General features: G+C 49.8%; 16 protein-coding genes. All 16 read left to right on the top strand.

The annotated features are described in order from the left end of the window. The first annotated feature begins 294 nt into the window (after positions 1-294). Entirely contained in the window at positions 295-1,587 is a 1,293-nt protein-coding gene (locus tag IEX62_RS00375) for an AAA family ATPase (RefSeq protein WP_188774002.1), read from the top strand. A gap of 797 nt (positions 1,588-2,384) precedes the next feature. Further along, positions 2,385-3,557: a pectate lyase family protein gene (locus IEX62_RS00380; RefSeq protein WP_229685532.1), complete on the top strand. Its 1,173-nt coding sequence runs from the start codon at positions 2,385-2,387 to the stop codon at positions 3,555-3,557. 1,010 nt (positions 3,558-4,567) lie between these two features. Next, positions 4,568-5,602, top strand: coding sequence for a BMP family protein (locus IEX62_RS00385; protein ID WP_188773438.1), 1,035 nt, complete (start codon positions 4,568-4,570; stop codon positions 5,600-5,602). Positions 5,603-5,779: 177 nt separating this feature from the next. Beyond that, entirely contained in the window at positions 5,780-7,288 is a 1,509-nt protein-coding gene (locus tag IEX62_RS00390) for an ABC transporter ATP-binding protein (RefSeq protein ID WP_188773439.1), read from the top strand. Further along, positions 7,285-8,352: an ABC transporter permease gene (locus IEX62_RS00395; RefSeq protein WP_188773440.1), complete on the top strand. Its 1,068-nt coding sequence runs from the start codon at positions 7,285-7,287 to the stop codon at positions 8,350-8,352. Before IEX62_RS00390 ends, IEX62_RS00395 begins: the two co-directional genes overlap by 4 nt. Continuing rightward, complete coding sequence (locus IEX62_RS00400) at positions 8,336-9,259, top strand: ABC transporter permease (protein WP_188773441.1); 924 nt, start codon at positions 8,336-8,338, stop codon at positions 9,257-9,259. The genes IEX62_RS00395 and IEX62_RS00400 overlap by 17 nt, the downstream gene beginning before the upstream one ends. A gap of 108 nt (positions 9,260-9,367) precedes the next feature. After that, positions 9,368-10,057, top strand: coding sequence for a sulfite oxidase-like oxidoreductase (locus IEX62_RS00405; protein ID WP_188773442.1), 690 nt, complete (start codon positions 9,368-9,370; stop codon positions 10,055-10,057). Positions 10,058-10,060: 3 nt separating this feature from the next. Next, on the top strand, positions 10,061-10,795 hold the full coding sequence (locus IEX62_RS00410; protein ID WP_188773443.1) for a nucleoside phosphorylase: 735 nt from the start codon (positions 10,061-10,063) through the stop codon (positions 10,793-10,795). Positions 10,796-11,388: 593 nt separating this feature from the next. Next, entirely contained in the window at positions 11,389-13,023 is a 1,635-nt protein-coding gene (gene nikA, locus IEX62_RS00415; protein ID WP_188773444.1) for a nickel ABC transporter substrate-binding protein, read from the top strand. 208 nt (positions 13,024-13,231) lie between these two features. Then, positions 13,232-14,176: a nickel ABC transporter permease subunit NikB gene (gene nikB / locus IEX62_RS00420; protein ID WP_188773445.1), complete on the top strand. Its 945-nt coding sequence runs from the start codon at positions 13,232-13,234 to the stop codon at positions 14,174-14,176. A gap of 32 nt (positions 14,177-14,208) precedes the next feature. Then, entirely contained in the window at positions 14,209-15,003 is a 795-nt protein-coding gene (gene nikC / locus IEX62_RS00425; protein ID WP_373289080.1) for a nickel ABC transporter permease subunit NikC, read from the top strand. A gap of 20 nt (positions 15,004-15,023) precedes the next feature. Beyond that, a complete protein-coding gene (locus tag IEX62_RS00430; protein WP_188773447.1) occupies positions 15,024-15,908 on the top strand; it encodes an ABC transporter ATP-binding protein in 885 nt (294 codons plus the stop codon). Then, positions 15,901-16,707, top strand: coding sequence for a nickel import ATP-binding protein NikE (gene nikE, locus IEX62_RS00435; protein WP_188773448.1), 807 nt, complete (start codon positions 15,901-15,903; stop codon positions 16,705-16,707). Before IEX62_RS00430 ends, nikE begins: the two co-directional genes overlap by 8 nt. A gap of 235 nt (positions 16,708-16,942) precedes the next feature. Beyond that, entirely contained in the window at positions 16,943-18,109 is a 1,167-nt protein-coding gene (locus tag IEX62_RS23645) for a substrate-binding domain-containing protein (RefSeq protein WP_229685534.1), read from the top strand. After that, the gene (locus tag IEX62_RS00450) at positions 18,099-20,042 is read left to right on the top strand and encodes a cache domain-containing sensor histidine kinase (protein ID WP_229685535.1); all 1,944 of its coding nucleotides are present in this window, start codon (positions 18,099-18,101) and stop codon (positions 20,040-20,042) included. Before IEX62_RS23645 ends, IEX62_RS00450 begins: the two co-directional genes overlap by 11 nt. After that, on the top strand, positions 20,035-21,420 hold the full coding sequence (locus IEX62_RS00455) for a response regulator (RefSeq protein ID WP_229685536.1): 1,386 nt from the start codon (positions 20,035-20,037) through the stop codon (positions 21,418-21,420). The genes IEX62_RS00450 and IEX62_RS00455 overlap by 8 nt, the downstream gene beginning before the upstream one ends. The last annotated feature ends 378 nt before the right edge of the window (positions 21,421-21,798 follow it).

Here is a 21,798-nt window from a genome sequence, read left to right on the forward strand (position 1 = left end):
TGTCGCTTTACTTCGCATCAGTACATGTTTGCCTGACAAAGGCGTATAATTAAATCGTACCGTTTAAACATTGTCATAGCGGCATCGGTCGCAGTCTAGCACCGCTTCCATTCTATAGGCTGGACGATGCCGCTCATTTCAATCACGCCCTGCAAGGAGACAGTGGCGATACACAGTTACGATAACCGTTTGTTGTCTACATGGTTACACATACGTTGGAATGGATATGAAATCATTTAATTCACAAAGGAGGGTAACGGTTTGGATTCTATTTACCGTACCAGTAAAGACACAATGCGCGATCCTGCCCCTGTGCAGAACGACGCAATCATCATATACGATGAGAACAATTCACAGCAGCCATCACGTTATGCCGATTATGCACGCATCATTGCAAGAATCGAGCAGCGGCTGCTGGAGCGCTACGGCGTTCCCTATCATTTGTATGCGAGCGAGGACCCGAATGTGGAGTATTGGACCTTGCTGGAGGAAGACCTGCGTCAGGCATCCCCTGATGTGGAGCATGTGACTCGCATCTATGATCGACTGGAAGAATGGACATTTGAATATGATGGTGATAAGCCAGAGCCGGACTTTGATGTGCATCGCTCGATCAAAAACAATGTGTTCGTTTACCCTAAAGCAGGCATTGCACTGGCACGTATGCCTGTATTCCGCGAGCACGGTATTGGAAATGAAGACTTTGTATTTGCGATTAATGATGAAGCACTGCTTGCGTTTCTCGCCGATGTGCGTGTACGCCAGCGTGAGCAAAGTCTGCGTAAGGTGACTGTATTCACCGATGGACGTCATGGTATTAATCGTCAGCTTGAGCCAGTAAGCCGCGCGGTATCACGTGATGATGTGATTATGCCAGCGAGCATCAAGCAGGACATTTACCGTTCGCTGGATCGCTTCTTTGAAGAGGATCGTAGCTTTTACCTTAAATACGATATTCCGTACAAGCGCGGCATTCTGCTGTACGGTCATCCGGGTAACGGGAAAACGACACTGGTCAAATCGATTGCAGGTAGCGTGCCGGGGCCAGTAGCGTACTGGCAGATTACGGAATATACGAGCAGTGAGTCGATCGAGGAGGTATTCGAGGCGGCTGGACGCATGATGCCGATGGTGCTCGTGATCGAGGATATCGATTCGATGCCAGCGGAAGCACGCTCCTTCTTCCTGAATACACTGGATGGCGCGACATCGAAGGAAGGGATCTTCCTGATCGGTACGACCAACTATCCAGAGAAGATCGATCCAGGCTTGATGAATCGTGCGGGACGCTTTGATCGGGCTTATGAGATTACTTTGCCAGATGAAGAACTGCGCCTGGAATACTTCCGCCGTAAGCGTCTGCATGAATTTGCAGGTGAGGATACAGTGGTTGAAGCGGCACGTCTGACCGAAGGTTTTACTTTTGCTCAGCTTGGCGAGCTGTACGTATCAGCTGCCCTGCGCTGGCATGAAGAAGGCAAGCTGGATATGCATGAGGTCATTCAAGGTCTGCGCGGTGAGCTGGATAAGAGCCGCAAGGGTGTATGGCTGCATAACAGTGAGGGACGCGTTGGCTTTCACTTTTGAACATGATCGGTGACGCTGATGTACAGTCTGCTGGAGCAATAGGTAGACGGTGCAGCACGTATTGTCATAGTAGGTAACGAGATCGTAAGTAATGGGATAGAAAGTAACGAAATCGTAAGTAGCAGGATAGCAAGAGTAAGTGCAGGGAGCAGCAGACTGCTGTAGTTCTTCTGAAAAGATATACGATTCAGAGGAGCTGCCGCAGACGAGCTGCTCTATTTTTTTGTATTATTTAGATACTTCGTTGATAGGTGAATAGCAATATCTGTATTTTTATACTTTATAGGGATTAGCGTATGCTAATATGCAGATGAGTGATCGCTATTAGAAAGGGAATTTAATAGTATGTAAAATGAGTGTGCAGAGGGAGAAGTAAAGCTATGGCGGTAGTTAGCGAGGTTTATCTTTTGTAAGCGGATTCAGAACAGACGCTGGATCAACGAAATGAATCATAGCATATTCGTATGATATTCACTTCATATTGTATATCGGTCTATTTATATAGAATAAATGTGCATATAAATCTATAATTGGATATGTAGTTATTGATAGTCATTATTTTCCATACAGGAAGGGGACAGGGAGAATACATAGGCTTTTGTATTGTTTATCTGTAACTGATATGGGCACAATTTGTGGATAGGTTGTGGAATACATCCTGTTTAGATGAATATCGATGATGGCTGATGCTGATGTGAACACCATGAAAAGATAGCACCGTGGCGAGTTCGTATTTAAAACAGCTAAACGATTTACAACTTAATGTTAACGTGTGCAAAAATAAAGGAGGAATATTGATGATTCATTTTTCTAAATCTCCACGCAAAGCTCCATCCCCGATCAAGCTGGTACTGCTCAGTACAGCGCTAATGTCTGCGCTCGTGTGGACAGGCCCGGGTACACATGAAGCCCATGCTGCCTCGACAGGTGGCTATGCGACGACCAATGGCTCCAATGAAGCCGCAGTGACGGTAACGAACCTGCAAGAGCTGGAAAATGCGTTTAATGCAGGTAAGCATCATATTGTGATCAAGGGCAATATTTACGGGGGTACGAAGCCCAAGACCTTTACCTTTGCCAGCACACAGTGGAACAATACAACCATTGAGGGCGCACCAGGTGGTGGAGCCGTGCTGCAAAATATCCAGATTAAATTCAGTGGCGAGCTGCTGCCTGCCGGTACGAACATCGAAAATGTAGTCGTCAAAAATATTACCTTTTACGGCAATATCAAAGACCTGCAAAATCTATCCGGTGCAGATACCCAGCCTGGCGGCATCGGCACCAACTATCTTGGCGTATCCTTCCGCCGCACGAGTAATATCCTCGTCGATCATGTGACCATGTACAACATCAGCGATGATCTGTTCCTGATCTCACAGGGCTCGGATTATGCGACCGTATCGAATAGCCATTTCTACTTTACCGATAGCTGGCTGAATATGAACCCGAATCCACTGTGGAACTGGGTCGGCACCAATCAGGATCTCGCTTCCGAGCGCCTCGCGATGATTATCGGATCTAACAAAAACGATTCCTATCAATATGGTGGTGGCAAATTACACGTCACCCTGCACCACAACTGGTTCGGGCCAAATATGAAGGGTCGCCCACTGCTGCGCGGCTATGTGCATATGTACAATAACTACTTTGATAACAGCACTCAGCCAAGCGGCAAAAACTCTAAAGGCTTCCCACAAGAGCAATACAACGCAGCCCAAATCGGTAGCGGCGGCAACATTTTCTCAGAAGGCAACTACTTCTACCGTACGAACAATAGCCATCAGGTCGGTCTGGACAATAGCTCCGACGGCTACAAATTCTACGAACGCAAAAACGTCTACAACCAAACCACCGGAACCAACGCCCAGGGCGCAGCCTTCCCAGGCACCTCGTTCCCATACAGCTACACCGTAGACGACGCAGGCAGCGTACCCGGCACCGTTCAGAACAACGCAGGCCCGAAATAAAGTACAACTGTGAAATAAAATGCAAATCGTGCAGATCGTACAAATCTGCAATAACATCAGGTTTGAAATGAGTAGTAAAAAGTGAACAAGAACAGCCCTATTTCTCTGCGATCAGGAGAAATGGGGCTTTTTATCTTACATAGTATACGAATTAGTTCCTTGTCGAAGTTTATATGAAAATATTGAAGCACAAGGGGAATGTAAGGAACTGGAGTAAGCTGCAAGTGATTTTTTAAAGAATGCTAAATAATTTCGTAATACGGCACTAGAAATTAGTTCGATAAGAGCATAATGAGAATAGGAGATATTGAATTTAAGATTTCGTTTGAAATGATAAATTTTAATCCGATTAAAGTTCTATATTGCTTCGATCTAAATTGATAAATGTAGTCATTTAGATGAGGATAAATGGGTTATGAAAATGAGAGCGTTCAAAAGAAGCTATCCAAGCAGAGTTAAGCAGTAAAAGGTACAGAATATAGACAAAACGGAGATAAAGTAAATAGAAAGATTTAAAGAAGTTGAACCATTCAAAGAATTTATACTTAATAGCTCTACAATCATAAGTGAAGCAAGATGCACGGAACGGAGGCAAGGAAATAAGGGAAAAGGACGATTTTGGAGGGGCGGGAATCTACATTCTATCCTAATCCAGTAGATTCCCGCGGCTCCACCTGAGTCCGTTCCCTTATTCCTTGCCGGAGTGATTGCTGCTCCCCTTCACCAGCTGTAAGAACACCACCATCCTCATCCCAAAACGCAATCCCCACTCCACCAACTATAAAAAATCCAAACTACAAACCACCCATACGTTCAACCATCCCACTAAATTCAATAACACTCCCAATGCACAAACTTCAACAAACTACCCATTCCCACGTCACAGTGCATACCGCCAAACCTTACCCTATAAGACATATTGCAAAAAACTATTTGACAAAAGGCGACAAATTCCATTAGCATTATTGAAAATGAACTGAAAATTTGAAACAAAAGGGGAATAAAAACGCATGTTGAAACGTTTTTCGTTCGTCATTGTTTCGGTATTGCTTGTTGCAATGCTGTCTGCATGTGCATCAGGCGGTTCTAAATCCGAACAATCGGCTTCAGGCAGTGAAAGCGGCACCGCAAAGAAGAGAATTGCACTTGTGCTTCCAGAGGAAATCGGAGTGAATCAGTTTTTTGTACAGATGGATGAAGGGTTTCAAAAGGCAGGGAAGGAGTTTGGAGTAGAGACAAAAACGATCCAATCGTCCGACCCTACTGCGTTTGAACAAAATATGCGTGCAACGGTTGCGGAGAACTATGATCTGATCATTACAGCGACATTCCAGGCAGAGGATGTATTGAAGCAGGTTGCTCAGGAGAATCCAGACAAATCGTTTGCCATTATCGACACCACAGTCGATCTGCCAAATGTGCGCAGTGTCGGCTTCCGTGAATATGAAGCATCGTATCTGCTCGGTGCAGCCGCAGGTCTGGCGACAAAAACGAATGTAGTCGGCATGGTCGCAGCTCAGGATGTACCACTGCTGAAAAAGTATAGCGAAGGCTTCAAGCAGGGATTGGAATCGGTCAATCCGAAGGCCAAATTCCTGATCGGCTATGTGGGAAGCTTCAACGACCCAGCAAAAGCGAAGGAGCTTGCACTGGTGCAATACGGTCAGGGCGCTGACTTTGTCGCAGGTGCATCGGCAACAAGTGATCTCGGTGTGTTCGAAGCTGCGAAGGAGAAAAACCTGTACACCTCCGGTCAGGATACGGATCGTACAGTAGAAGATCCCGATCATATCGTGCTGTCTCAACTCAAAGGAACCGACGCGGTAGCGTATGAGACAGTGAAGGACTTCGTTAATGGCAGCTTCAAATTCGGCACCGCCAACTACGGTCTGAAGGAAGATGGCGTAGGTCTTACATTTGTTACGAAGGATAGTGAATCCAAGCTGAGCCCATTTATCGGTGAGGCGAATATCACAAAGCTGAAGCAGATCAAGGACGACATCGTTTCTGGCAAAATCGTTGTGAAAAATCCGTTAGAGCAATAATACGCTTCATCTATATTGGTGTCTTATCTTAATCTCTCTAATCGACAGGATGATCACCTTCATCCTCCATATGAATACGATATTAGCACGGCAAGTTGACGAAACCGGCTGCTTCACCGAGCAGCCGGTTTTGTTCTATCTGTAGGGATGATTCGGGCAACAGGAGGGAACAAGCAGATGACCGTTTTGCTAGAAATGCAGGGCATTACAAAAAAATACGGCGATTTTACCGCCAATCACGATATTCATTTTGATGTGCGTAAGGGTGAGATTCATGCGCTTGTCGGGGAAAATGGAGCAGGCAAGACGACTATGATGCGTATGCTGTATGGTATGGAGCAGCCCACCGCTGGGCGTATTCTTGTGAATGGCAAAGAGGTTCATTTTCACGATCCGTCCCAGGCGATCCGGCATGGCATCGGGATGGTGCATCAGCATTTTATGCTATTTCCAAGCTTTACTCTGGCAGAAAATATCGTGATTGGTGGCGAACCGAAAAAGGGAGCTTTTTTCGATCGACAATCCGCGGCAGACAAGGTACGTGAACTGGGCGAGCGGTACGGCATGCCGATTGATCCGTGGAAAAAGGCAGGCGATTGTCCGCTCGGTATTCAGCAGCGGACGGAGATTCTAAAGGTGCTGTATCAGGGTGCTGACGTAATTATTCTCGATGAGCCGACAGGTGTACTCACGCCGGGTGAGGTGAAGGAGCTGCTCGCCGCGATCAAGGGGCTAGCAGCGCAGGGGAAAAGCTTTATTTTGATCACGCATAAGCTGCATGAGGTGATGGAGGCAGCAGATCGGATTACAGTGCTACGCGATGGTGTCATTACCGGACAGATGGCGGCAAATGATACCGATGAGGAGCAAATCTCGCGCCTGATGGTGGGGCGTGAGCTTGTCCAGATGAGTCGCGCCGCTCGTGAGCCTGGCGAAAAGGTGCTGGATATACAGGCGATCAAGCTGGCAGGTGGCAAAGGCAGTAAGCCGCTGCTGGATGATGTATCGCTATCGGTACGCCGCGGTGAGATTGTCGGTATTGCTGGCATTTCTGGTAATGGACAATCTGAGCTATTGCAGGTGATTTCAGGCTTACGACAGCCAGATCGTGGAACGGTAGAGCTAAATGGTGCCGATGTAACGGGTGCGCCTGTACGTCAGATTCGTGAGCAGGGACTGGCACATATTCCAGAGGATCGATATCTATGGGGCGCTTCCCGGGACGCGACTGTGCTGGATAACGGATTAATGGGACATCAGCAACGCTTTCGCAAGCGTGGTCTGATTGATCGTTCCTCATTGCGTAAGGTGATGAATGAATGGGTACAGCGCTTTGCGATTAAGACAGGATCACTGGATACACAGGCACAATTTCTGTCAGGTGGTAATTTGCAAAAGCTGATCGCAGCGCGCGAGTTCGCACAGCAGCAGCCTTTTCTGATTGCGGCGGAGCCCACGCGTGGTGTCGATGTGGGTGCGATGGAGCTGATTCATGGGGAGCTGCTGGAGCGTTGCCGTGGTGGCGATGGGATTCTACTTGTTTCCTCAGAATTAACGGAAATTTTAAAGTTATCTGACCGGATTCTGGTCATGTATGAAGGTCGCATTGCAGGTGAACTGACCGCAGAGCAGGCAACCGAGGAGCAGATCAGTCTGCTGATGGCAGGAGGGAAAAGGCAATCATGAATGTAATTAAACGTACACTGCTAGGGATGCTACAGCCCGTCGTTGCGGTTCTGATCGGGCTGATCGCTGGAGCGGTGGCGATTCTGCTCATCGGTGATTCGGTTGTCGATACGTATCGCGAGATGTGGAATGGCGCCTTTGGAAGCTTTTATTTTCTGACCAATACGTTAACACGAGCAACACCGATTATTTTGACTGGACTCGGTGTGGCGCTGGCGTTTCGAGCGGGCTTTTTTAATATGGGAGCGACCGGACAGATGGTGCTGGGTGGTCTTGCCGCGGCAATTACCGGTCTATATATGCCCGGCCCGGGCTGGCTGGTCATGATCATGGCACTGCTGGTTGGGATGGTTGTAGGCGGCTTGTGGTCGTTATTTGCAGGGTATATGGATGCACGCTTCGGTGTGAATCTGCTGATCTCCACCTTGCTGCTCAATTATATCGCTTCCCTGTTCGCTGGCTATATGGTGTCATTTCCACTCAAGGATCGCACAGGCTCAGCGGCGATGTCACAGACACCGATGCTGGAAGCGGATGTGTGGCTACCGAAGCTATTTTCCGGTATGAGTCTGCATGCAGGCTTTATTCTAGCGGTGCTGGCAGCGGTTGCGATCTACATTTTCATCCATCATTCGGTTGCAGGCTATGAGATTCGGATGCTGGGTAATAATCCATTCTTTGCCGCTTATGGTGGGGTGAAACGTGGACGGATGATGGTCGTAGCGATGCTGACAAGCGGTGCGCTGGCTGGATTGGCTGGAGCAGGCGAGGTGCTTGGTACACAGCACCGTTATCTGGACGGAGCGCTTACGTCAGCCGATTATGGCTGGAGTGGCATTATGGCGACGCTGCTTGCTTCCTCGCATCCGATTGGAACAGCGGTTGCTGGTATTTTACTAGCCGCACTGCAAACAGGCGCGATGGGCGTGGAGCGGAATACAAATGTGCCGTTGGAGGTAGCTAGCGTCATTCAGGCGACACTTACGCTATTTGTATCGGCACGCTTTGGTTATCTGTTCCTCAAACGCAGAAAGGAGCGTAAAAATAATGGATCAGCTGTTTGATATCTCGCTGTTTAACTCCACCCTGCGTATTTTGACGCCCATTCTGTTAGCGGCGCTGGGCGGTGCGATCTGCGCACGGGTCGGGCTGTTCAATGTCGGTCTGGAGGGACTGGTGCTGGTCGGTGCCTTTTCCGCGATTCTAGGTAATCATTTGCTTGGTAATGTGTGGCTGGCGGTGCTGTTTGCGGTTATTTGTGTGATGCTATTTTCGTTATTGTTTGCGTATGTGAGTATTAATCTAAGGGCTAATGTAATTGTCGTCGGGATCTCGCTTAACTTTCTGGCGGCGGGCTTAACGACCTTCTGTCTGCGTGCGATCTTCGATGTGAAGGGCGCTTATTATGATAAAAATATGCAGGGCTTGCCGCGCTGGGACATTCCGCTCATTAAGGATATTCCGGTGCTGGGCGGCATCGTATCCGGTCATTCGCCACTTGTGTATGCAGCCTTCGCGGCGGCTATTCTTATGTGGGTGTATCTGTTCAAAACGGTGAGCGGCTTCCGTCTGCGTGCCGCTGGCGAGAATCCGGTTGCTGCACAAAGTCTGGGTATTCCGGTACGGCGTATTCAATATGGTGCGGTGCTCGTGTCCGGTGCGCTATGCGGACTGGCAGGTGCGCAGCTATCGCTCGGTCAGGTGACGATGTTCACCGAGGGGATGACCGCAGGGCGGGGCTTTATCGCACTCGTAGCGACGATGCTCGGTCAGTCGAATCCGCTTGGTGTAGTCGCATCCAGTCTGCTGTTTGGCTTGATGGATGCGTTCAGCATTCGCTTGCAGGGCTTTGCGCTTCCAGCTCAGTTTACCCAGATGCTACCTTATATTATGACGCTGGCAGCAATGTTCTTTTTCAAGGATCGCAGCTATCTCAAGGATGCACAGCGTGCGAACGGTAGCTCACGTTGATCTATACATCCGAGCGTTAGTCCACGATCAGATGATCCGATTCTTTTGTAATAAAATGCAGTATACAATAGAGCTATACATCAGGTGATTACAGGGGAGGGGAAAGGCATGACAGGCAGCAGTAAAAAGGCAGACCGAATCAAAGCCTCCAAAACGCCGCTTGCTCACAATCTGTCAGCAGAGCAGGCGAAAAGGCTGCCACCGGGGCAGTTTTTGACGGATAAGTTTCCGATTTTGCATGAGGGCGATGTGCCAGAGATTGATCTGAACACATGGCGATTGCGCATTTTCGGAGCGGTGGAGCAGGAGCAAGACATTTCGTTTGAGCAGATCATGGACTTGCCACGAGTCGAGATTACCGATGATATTCACTGTGTAACGCGCTGGTCAAAGTTCGATACGCGCTGGGAAGGCGTTCGCTTTCGCGATCTGCTGGAGCAGCTGGGAATTCATGTTCAGCCTGAAGCGACGCATGTGATGGTGCATGGCGGCAATGCTTACGAGACCAATGTACCGCTAGCGGATCTAATGGGAGATCATGTGCTGCTCGCCTATCATTATGATGGAAAGCCACTAACGCCGAAGCACGGCTGGCCGCTGCGTCTGGTCGTGCCGCATCTGTACTTCTGGAAAAGTGCGAAGTGGATCGAAGGGCTTGAGTTTATGACAGCGGATCGTCCGGGCTTCTGGGAGCAAAATGGCTTCCATAACGTAGCCGATCCGTTTCGTGAGGAACGTTTCTCCGGTGAGGCGCTGCCGATCCCGGAAGATGAATGGACGAAAAAGGAGTATGATTGAGCGATGCTAATGCCGATTTTGCAAGTGAATAGTGAGGATATTCCAGAATACGCGATTGTATGTGGTGATCCCAAGCGCGCAGCTGCGATAGCTGCCAAGCTGGATCAGCCGCGTGAGCTTGCTTTTAGCCGCGAATATCGCAGCTTTGTCGGTACAAAGGGTGGCGTAGCGATTGCTGTGGTGAGTCACGGTGTAGGCTCGCCTGGCGCTGCGGTATGCTTTGAGGAGCTAATCCGTGCAGGGGTGAAGACGCTGATTCGAGTGGGGACGGCTGGCTCGTATTCTGCGGATCATCCAGCAGGTAGTCTAATCGTGAGTACCGCAGCGGTGCGTACAGATGGTCTGACACGTCAGCTTGTGCCAGAGACGTTCCCGGCTGTTGCAGATAGCGCGGTAACCGAGGCGCTGTATCATGCGGCACGTCAGGGCGATGGAATCGTGAGCAAGGGCATCACGGTGACGCTGGATGTATTCTTCAATGGAGTAGAGGAATTCCCGCATCGTAAGTTCAAGCAGGCTGGCGCACTTGCAGTCGAGATGGAAATCTCTGCGCTGTACATTATCGCTTCACTGCGCGGCGTGCGTGCAGGCGCGATCGTGGCAATTGATGGGTATGCGGATGCCGATCTGGCAGCTGAATATGACCCGCATACGACAGCTGTAGCGGATGCTGTACAGCGTGAGATGGACGCAGCTATTGCAGCACTTGTAGCGCTGGCAGGTCAGGAGCACGTTTAGTTCACTGTTGGGATATGGGGTAGGAGTAGGTAGGATGGCTCTCGCCGCAGCAATCCATTTGGAGTAGAAAAGGCTACAATTAAAGTAGTAATTCTGGATGTATGAGGTGTAGAGGTGGTTCACGTAAATGCACCCTATATAAAGGTACTATGTATAATCGTGCCGAATGTAACAGTAGCTCAGAAGCACGCCTATAGCTGAACGTAATTCGAGCTAGCGAATCGAATCTATTTTCTATACTCGAAAATACTCAAAAGCCTGCCCTGCTGCTATTGCACAGGTCAGGCTTTTTAATGTTAAAACATGGATCAAGTGAGAGTAGCAGAAAATCTATAGTAAGAATAAACGCTTAGGTTGTATGCGCTCTTCCCCTGTGCGTTCCGCCTATTTCTACTATAAAATGCAGCACAAATTAGATAAGTTCCTTGTCTTTTCTTTCCATTTATTACATACAAAATCCCATATTTGAAAGCTATAGTTAAACTCATTTACTTCCTGTAACAATTTAGTTGACAAATGGTTAAGCGCTACCTATTCTTATTAAATGAAGATGATAATCGTTATCAATAGAATAGAGAAGGGGTTAGACCATTATGTTACTTCGCTTCAAACGTTCCTCTATGCTTTTGCTTACTATGTCGCTCGCTCTAGTAGCTATTCTGGCGGGCTGCGGAAGCAATCCAGAGTCATCGGCAGCAGGTACTGCCAAAGATCCATCCATTCGTTCGATTACGATGTCATGGCCACGCGATGTTGGCGTCATGAATCCACATACATATAATCCATCGCAGCTATTTGCGCAGTCGATGCTATATGATCCGCTCGTACACTATGGTGAAAACGGCAAGCTGGAACCCGCACTTGCCGAGTCATGGACGATCTCCAAGGATGGCAAGGTATACACGTTCAAGCTACGTCCGAATGTGAAATTCTCTGACGGTAGTGCTTTTAATGCAGCCATTGTGAAAAAGAACTTTGATGCTGTAATGCTGCATAAGGATACACATAGCTGGCTCGGTCTGGTCGGTGTGATCGCCAAAACCGAAGCGGTTAACGATCTAACCTTCCGCATGACACTGACTGAGCCGTATTACCCGGCATTGCAGGATCTGTCGGTTGTACGTCCATTCCGTTTCCTGGGCGCAGCCGGATTCCCGAATAATGGCGACACAGCAACAGGGATCAAGGAGCCTGTCGGAACTGGCGCATGGGTGCTGGCAGATTACAAGCAGGATGAATATGCAGTGTTCAAGCGCAACCCTCATTACTGGGGTAAAGCTCCAGCACTCGATCAGGTAACCGTCAAGATTATCCCTGATGCAGAGACACGCGTAGCCGCATTTGAAAAGGGTGAGCTGGATCTGATCTATGGTGAGGGTGTAATCAGTCTGGATGCGTTCAAGCAGCTGCGTGACAATAAAGATTATGTAACCAAGCTGTCTGACCCGGTCGGTACACGCAGCTTGCTGCTTAACTCATCCAATCCGAAGCTGGCAGATATACGCGTACGCCAGGCATTACAGCAGGGCTTTAACAAGCAAGCAATGGTAGAAGGCATTACCTCCGGTCTGGAGGAGCCAGCCGATACGATCCTGTCGAAAAACTATCCGTATACAAATGTGGATATCGAGACAGCAGGCAATACGTACAATGTACAGCATGCTCAGGCACTGCTGGATGAAGCAGGCTGGAAGCTACCAGCAGGCGGCACAGTACGTGAGAAGGATGGGCAGCCGCTGGAATTGGAATTGATTTACGACAAAACCGATCCGATTCAAAAGGCGATGGCAGAGACGATTCAAGCGGAGTGGAGCGCAATCGGCGTGAAGGTGAATCTGACGGGGCTGGAGCTGACTGTACAGATCAAGCGCCTCAAGGCAAACGACTTCGACCTGTACTTCTGGTACAACTACGGCGCTCCTTATGATCCACATTCGTTCATTAACGTTGTCGCTAAAAAAGGCTTTGGTATTGCCGAGACACTCAGTGCTGTACCGAACAAAGCAGCACTGGATCAGCAGATTCGTGAAGCATTGTCCTCCACGGATGAAACGAAGCGTCAGGAGCTGTATCACTCGATCCTGAGCACATTAAACGAGCAGTCTGCGATTGTACCGATTTCATATGTGAAAAAGACAGCTGTTTATCATAAAAATATCGCTTCCTTCGCTTTCCCAGCGAACCGCGACGAAAATGCATTCTTCGGTATCACATTGAGTCAGCCATAAAGCGATGGAGCTTGTTCTACTGGTTATGACGAGCGATTAGGAAATTATACTTGTACATCACACGGCGGCAGGCATGGTGGCAAGTTAGGAGCATCGGGTTCACACCGTAATGCTGCTGGCTTGTCCATGCTTGACTGCCGTGTATCGCGTCCGTGATCCCCTTACTATAGAACGTGCAGATGGCAAAGGACAGGAGGGAAAAGCACCCATGATCGGATATATTGGCAGACGCTTGCTAGCAGTCGTACCGATTGTTTTACTTGCGACACTGGTGACGTTTGCACTTATTCATATTTCTCCGGTTGATCCAGCAGAGGCGTATTTAACTGCCGCGCATATTTATCCGACCGAAGAAGTGCTAGCTCAAAAGCGGCATGAATTTGGATTGGATCAGCCTCTCATTGTGCAGTATGTGCACACGCTAGGACGACTGGTTCAGCTTGATTTTGGTACATCATATTTGACGAATCAGCCCGTGTGGGAGGAAATTGTATCTCGCTTTCCAGCAACGGCGGAGCTGGCGTTATCCAGCATTTTACTCTCGATTGTCGTTAGTGTGCCGCTCGGCATTGCTGCGGCAGTATATCGGAATGGCTGGATCGATATGCTCAGCCGTATCATTGCCTATCTGGGTGCATCAATTCCGCAATTCTGGCTCGGCTATCTGCTGATCTTCTTTTTTGCTGTCAAGCTGGATTGGCTTCCGGTTGAAGGACGCGGCGATTGGACGAATCTGGTGCTGCCGACGATCACGCTATCGCTCGTATTGATCGCATTGTATACACGCTTGTTGCGTGCTAGCATGCTGGATCAGATGCAGGCAACGTATGTTCAATACGGACGAATGCGCGGCTTGCACGAGCGCACGATTATGCTGAGACATGTACTGAAAATGGCACTGATGCCGCTGATTAGCAGCATTGGTATGAATGTAGGGCGATTGCTGACAGGAACGATTATCGTGGAGCAGGTATTTTCGTGGCCAGGTCTGGGGCGTTATTTTGTGGAAGCGATCTTCAATCGGGATATTCCCGTTATCCAGTGCTACGTGCTGCTGGCGGCATGCCTATTTATTATTTGTAATCTGCTGGTTGATCTCATCCAGCTATGGATGGATCCACGAATTTCTTTGAAGGGACAGACGGAGCAGTGAGAGAAAAATGGACGTTCGCAAGCTATGAAAACATCACCATTCGTATCTGTACACTGCTGCTTGTGCTGTTATTTGCGGCAGCTTTGCTAGCGCCGTGGCTGGCACCGCATGATCCGGTGAAGGTTGATCTGCTGCATAAGCTGGAGGCACCTTCGACAGCGCACTGGCTCGGTACGGATCATCTGGGCAGAGATACATTATCCCGTTTATTGTATGGATCACAGGTATCGCTGGGCTTTGCGCTTGTTATTTTTATCGTATCGGTCGGGGTTGGCTTGATCGTAGGTGCGATTGCTGGCTATGTAGGTGGCTGGATAGATAGTGTGCTGATGCGCTTCTGTGAAGGGGTGATGGCATTTCCACATCTGGTGCTGGTGCTTGGAGTGGTCGGTATATTTGGCCCCGGCTTATTGCAGATTCTGCTCGCCCTGCTGCTGGTGCAGTGGGTAGCGTATGCGCGCATTTGCCGCAATATGGTCGTGAGCTTGAAGCAGCAGAGCTTTATCGCGGCGGCACGCATTAGCGGTTCATCGACATGGAGTATTATTCGCACGCATATCATTCCGAATGTGCAGCGACCGATTCTGGTCGTCGGTACACTGGAAATGGGCTGGGCGATTATGGATATCTCGGCATTGTCCTTTCTCGGTCTTGGCGTACAGCCGCCACAGGCAGAATGGGGAGCGATGATTCATGAGGGAACGGCGTATATTCGCAGTCATCCAGAGCTGATGATCTATCCGGGGCTGCTCATTTTAATCGTTGTTGTCCTATTTAATCTACTAGGTGAAGCGTTATCTACCAAATATGGAATCGAACGATGCTAATCGCTGGAAAGGAGTTACACATGACAGGTGCAATCATTGTGCAGGCTAATCCTCTGCTTGAAACGGTAGACCTTGCAGTTCAATGTCGTACGGCATCCGGTAAGCTCGATTTGCTGCAAGGCATTCATCTGCGGCTGGAAGCGGGACGAGTGCTTGGTATTGTCGGCGAGAGTGGCAGTGGCAAGTCACTCACCTGCCACGCGATCCTCGGGCTGCTACATCGGACGCAGATGCAGCGATCAGGACAGGTGCGTTTGCAAGGGCAGGAGCTGACGAACTATTCAGAGCGTCAGATGCGGCGCGTGCGTGGGGCGCAGATCGGTACGATTTTGCAAAATCCGATGAATGCGTTCATGCCACTGCATACGATCGGAACGCAATTTGTACAGACATTGCGCACGCACGATGGGACTCTGTCACGGCGGCAGGCGCTTCGTATAGCCGTTGAAGGGCTGGACAATATGGGTTTACCGCATCCGCAGCGATTGCTGAGACAGTATCCATTTCAGCTTAGTGGAGGGATGCTACAGCGGATTATGATTGCGCTATCGATGTGCTTGAAGCCGAAGCTACTGATTGCAGATGAGCCGACTACCGCACTTGATCTGGTCAGTCAGTTACAGGTGCTACGTGCGCTGGATCGACTGCGGCGAGAATGTGGAACTGCGATTCTGCTCGTATCGCATGATCTGGGTGTGATTGCTCAGATGGCAGATGATGTCGCGGTGATGCGTCATGGACGGATTGTAGAGCAGGGCAGTGTGCATCAGCTATTCGACGACCCACAGCATGAGTACACACGGCTATTGCTGGATTCTCGTATGACGGCGTATCATCCTTTGGAGCAGGAGCAGGAGCAGGAGCAGGAGCAGGAGCAGGAGCAGGGAGGGAGACGGGATGCTTGATGTATCGCAGGTGAGTCATAGCTATGCAGCGGGTGGAAGGCTATGGCGTAAGCCAGCTATTCCGGTGCTACAGGACATTTCCTTCACGCTGGAGCCGGGCATGTGTCTGGGCTTGCTTGGTGTGAGTGGTACAGGCAAGAGCACGCTGGGCAAAATCATTCTTGGCTTACAGCGTCCAACTGCTGGACGGGTTTCCTTTGCTGGTCAGGATTGGTATGCTCGTGATCGGCGCGCACGGCATCACATGCGGCGCGAGGTGCAGGCGGTATTTCAGGACTGCTATTCGGCAGTGAATCCGCTTATGAGTGCAGGCCAGATTATCGGCGAGCCGTTGCGTAACTATGAGCGATTGAGTGCACTGGAGCAGAAGCGCCGCGTTGCTGAGCTGCTGGAGCAGGTGGGCCTGCAAGCGTCTGATGCGGATAAGCGCCCAGCAGCGTTTAGTGGTGGACAGCTACAACGGATCAATATCGCACGAGCAATCGCTCTGCGTCCGAAGCTGATCGTGCTGGATGAAGCGATTAGCAGTCTGGATATGGTGAACCAGACGCAAATTCTAACGCTACTATCTCAGCTACGTGCTGATTATGGAATGTCCTATCTATTTATTACGCATCATATTCAGGCTGCATTAACGATTAGCGACCGCATGCTGGTGATGGATAAGGGACAGATTGTATGCACTGCTGATTCGGCAGCTGCACTGATGAGTTCGCCACATCCGGCTGTACAGCAGCTTATCGCTGCACGCTTGCCGGAGCATCCGAGTCAGCGTCTGGATTGGAGCAGTGAAACTTGAGGGGCGTGGATGACGCTGGCATCGATCATCTTGTGGCGCTATGTATCAAAATAAACAAGCAAACAAGCAGTCGCTTTGTTCCGCTATGAGCGGATACGAACGGCTGCTTTTTGACATACGGATATTATTGCTCTCAAATACATATAAAGCGTTTTCTTAAAACCTGATTTGCGTTATATTAAATGTTGTTCCACACGCAGGATGTTAACATCAGGAGCTGAAGGGAAGGGCTTGTATGCGCAAGATGCTATGGATCTACATTACGCTGGTCGTAGCCTTGATCATTTATATTGTACAGTATCAGGTGCAGGAATCGTCCTCTGCCTGGAGTGAGCAGGGGATGAAGGGAGATATTAACGAAAAATATATGATGATCACGTTCCAATCGGGCATTGAATATTGGAAAAGTGGATTAAAAGGCTTTGAGGATGCTGCCGAGGCGCTGGACGTATCGGTCGAGTATCAAGGCTCTACCCGCTATGATGCGCGCGAGCAAGCGATGATCGTCGAGCAAGCAATCGCGAAAAAGCCTGCTGGCATTGCGATCTCAGCTATCGATTCGCCGCTGCTCGTACAGGCGGTGAACAAGGCGGTCGATCAGGGGATTCCGGTCGTGATGTTCGATGCAGAAGCACCGGGTAGCCGCTCGTATTCATTCCTCGCTACCGATAACCAGAATGCCGGCAGCATCGCAGCCGAGCAAATGGCGACCCGAATCGGCAATAGTGGACAGATCGCAATTATTACACTGGCGAATCAGCAAAATCATAAAGATCGGACGGCTGGATTCGAGCAGCGGATTCGGCAGAGCTATCCAGGTATGAAGATCGTTGCTGTCAAAAATGACGAGGGCGATGCCGTGTTAGCACAGCAGCAGACGAGCGAGCTGCTCAAGACGTATCCCAAGCTGAAAGGTATATTCATTACCGAGGCAACAGGAGCCTATGGCGTAGGCTCGGCAGTAGAGCAATGGATGCAAGGACAGGCACAGACGAATGGATCAGGCAGCAGCGCTGCCGCTAGCTCTAACGACAATGCCAGTGCAGCTAACGAGCAAGTGGCTACGAATCAGGCAGCGGAATCAGAGGTGCAGTCGACCAATCAGCCCGTCACTCAGCCTGCTGCATCATCATCAGCTACTTCAACCAAGCCCGTCATTATTAGCTTTGATACGAATAAAGAAACACTCGATATGATCCAGACTGGGACGATTGATGCGACGATTGCGCAGGGTACATGGAATATGGGCTACTGGTCACTGCAATATCTATTCCATCTGCATCATGGGCTGACCGTACCTGCACCCTCACTGAGCGGTATCGTATCCCCCGTTCCGGTTCGAGTCGATACTGGAGTTTCCGTGGTGACGAAAGATAATGTGAGCGATTATTATGCCAAATAAGCCAGGCATGATTGAACGGCTGCGCCGCTGGCTACGTCAGGATTGGCGCCAGTATCATCCGCATCATCTACCCCTGCGCGACCAGCTGATTGCTCTATTTTTACTGGTCGGCATCTTACCAGCAATTCTGCTTGGTGTGATGGTGAATTGGACATCGGATCGTATTATTGAAAATCAGGTGACCGACAATACGCTCCAGCTGATCGGTAAAGTGAACCAGACGCTGGATACGTATATGGAGCATATGCAGAGCATTACGTATCTGATCGGCTTTGATCCGACAGTAGAGGAGTTTATGTCGGCGAACTCGACTGCGAATCCGCGTAATTTGAGCGATGCCGAGCCAGAGGATGGAACGATAACTGAGGGATTATCCGGCACGTCAGTGTATCGGATCAGACAGTTTCTACAGGGCTTTACAACCGTCTATCCTGAAATCGCAGGCATGCTCGTGGTGAACCGGAATGGTGACTATATTAGTAATGAAATGTATGCACGCGATGCTACTCGCAGCTTGACCGAAGAGCAGTGGTACAAGGATGCGGCAGCAAAGCAGGGCTTGTTTACGATTGTTGGGCATCCAACCGGACGCAATGTGACCAGTCATACGAATTATTTGGACAGCGAAGTGATCTCTGTGGCGCGCGCACTGAATGACCCACGTACTGGCAAAGTAACAGGTGTGGTGTTGATCGATCTGAAGCTGCGCGTGATCGCACAGGCTGCTAAGGATGTGCGACTTGGTAAAACCGGCTATCTGATGGTCACCGACGCAGTCGGGCAGCCGATCTATGCACCGAAGGGGCCGTTAGAGCAGGCTATGCCCGCCCGTCTTGCCGCTTCATTGACCGGAGCCAAGCAATCGGTCTTTACCGGTGAACTGGAAGGACAGCAGGTGCAACTTGTGTATACGACATCCGACTATACAGGCTGGAAAACGGTCGGTGTATTCCGTCTTAGCGAGTCGGTAGCCGAATCAAGGGCGATTCGCTTTTATGTGGTGATCTTTTTGTTTATCGTCTGCTTTGTCGGATTGACCGCATCGTATGGGTTGTCGCAATCGATCTCGCGTCCGATTCATCGCCTGTCTGCGCTAATGCAAAAAGCAGAGGCGGGTGATATGACCGCTCGTTATATGAATGATCGGCGAGACGAGGTCGGTATGCTGGGACGTAGCTTCAACCGGATGATCAATGAAATTCGCAATCTGATGAAGCTTAATCTACGGCAGGAGCAGCAAAAGCGTTCTGCCGAGCTGCGCAGTCTACAGGCGCATATACGTCCGCATTTTCTGTACAATACGCTCGATACGATTCAGTGGATGGCTCGTAAAAAGGGAGCGGAAGATATCTCCGAGCTAGTTGGCTCGTTATCCCGTCTGTTCCGCATCGGACTCAGTGGTGGGAGCGATATTATTCGACTGGCAGAGGAAGAGGAGCATATCCGTAGCTATTTGCAAATTCAGCAGACTCGTTATGCAGGCAAGCTGCATTATACGATGGATATCGATGAATCACTGCATGACGTGTATGTGATCAAGCTTCTGTTACAGCCGCTGGTGGAAAATGCGATCTATCATGGGATTCGTGCACGGCGTGGGCCGGGCATGATCACGATCTCGGCACGGCAGCAGGATGATCTGATTGTCTATACGGTTACCGATGATGGGGCAGGCATTACCGATGAACGACTGGCAGAGCTAGAGGCGCAGCTACAGCAGCCGCTGACTACACTGGAAAGTCGTGGGCCAGAGCCAGCCGGAAGCTATGGCTTACTGAATATTCAGGCGCGTATTCATCTTGCTTATGGCACGCGTTATGGGCTGACACTGCGGCGCGTGCCAGAGGGAGGGACAGCGGTGATGGTGACTCAGCCGATATTGCGTCAGTTCCCGGCAGCGCTAATCCGTCAGGAGGAGGAGCATCATGAATGAAGCATTAAAGGTTATGATTGCTGATGATGAGTTTATTATTCGCGAAGGAATAAGGGCATCGGTAGATTGGGATGCGCTGGGCATGGTTGTCGTAGCAGAGGCGGAGGATGGAGAGGAAGCGCTGGAGCTGGCGTTACAGCAGCCTGTGCATATTTTGCTGGTCGATATGAATATGCCGTTTATGGATGGCATTACGCTCATCAAGCGCATTCGCGAGGCGCAGCCGGAATGTCGATTTGTCATCATTACCGGACATGATGAATTCAGCTATGCGCAGGAAGCGATTCGGCTCGGGGTAAAGGATTATATTCTCAAGCCCGTCGATCCAGCGCATCTGCGTAAGGTGCTAGTTCAGATTGCGACAGAGCTGACGGGAGACTGGCAGCAGGAGCGTTATTTGAAGCAGGCAACCGATCAGATTCAGCGCAATATTCCGCTATTGCGCGAGCAATTTTGTCTGGACTGGCTGCATGGACGGTTATCCGAGCAGGAGATTGCGCATCAGCTACAATTTCTGGGCTTACCCGCTCAGCCACCGGCAGCATTACTACTGCTGCGCTGGTCGGGTATCGCGGAGGGACGACCACCGTTACAGGATAACGATCGTCAATTATTGCAGTTTGCGATTGGGAATATTGCCGCTGAGCTCGTACAGCATATTCCACTGGCAGTCTGCCGCGATCGATCGGGCTTGATTGTACTGTGTCTGTGGCGTCAGCCCGAGCATGATCTGGCTGAACGAATCGTGGCAGCGGTGCGCGATTGTATTAGCTTGCATATTCAGGCACATGTGCAGCCTGTAGAGCAGGAGACGATGATCGAGGATCATGAGCCGCTTCAAGCAGCTAATCTCACCAGTACTCCGTTCCATCGTTCTGCATCAATTAATGAAACCGAATTAACTGCTATGGCTAGACCTGTGAACAGTGAAGCGGAGCGGTCAGCCAAAGAAGCCCTGCATGAGCAGGAGATGCAAGCTGGGTTGCGTCTTGAAACGATTAGCTCGGTGTATACGACAGCCAAGCGAATGCTGGATGGGCAGCTTCTACTATCGCCGCTCGTTCGTCGCGCACGCGCCTATATTCAGGAGCATTATGCCGATCCACAGCTCACACTGGAGTCACTGGCAGAGCATTTGCAGGTATCGCCAACGTATTTGAGCCGCACGATGAAACGGGAGCTAGGGCAGTCCTTTATCCACCTGCTGGTACATATGCGTATTCAGCAAGCAGCGCATTTGCTCGCAGATCGGGATTGTACCATTTTGGAGGTGGCAGAGCTGGTTGGATATGAGTCTCAGCACTATTTCAGCACGGCCTTTAAAAAGGTGATGGGCGTCGCGCCGAATCGATATCGGCGGGAAAAGGTTGCTCATTAATGGCTCGGATTGAACTCCTCTATGGTAGGTCAAACTGTTCCTATTGGCTTGCCAGCAAGCTGAGCTTATAGTATAGTAATGGACGATAACGACGAGCACATTGGTCGTCTATTTTTATCAGAACCCATACGATGCTATGGAATATGAGCGCGTCATGATACGCAGTGAAGCCTGCTTACAACTATATAATTGCAACACCGGAGGAGCCTGTCATCATAGGCTCCTCTTTGTCTTTTTTCGGAATTCTGCCATATCTCGTCATTTTGGCGCTTCATAATTCGTTAGGGTACATTTATGGGTACTATAAGATCATAGGCGTTGTTTTTCATCGTTGTGCGCGGTTGTATTATGCAGGCAAGGACTGGGATTGCTTGCTGA

This window comes from Paenibacillus hunanensis (genome assembly GCF_014645615.1).
In the GTDB taxonomy this organism is placed as follows: domain Bacteria; phylum Bacillota; class Bacilli; order Paenibacillales; family Paenibacillaceae; genus Saccharibacillus; species Saccharibacillus hunanensis.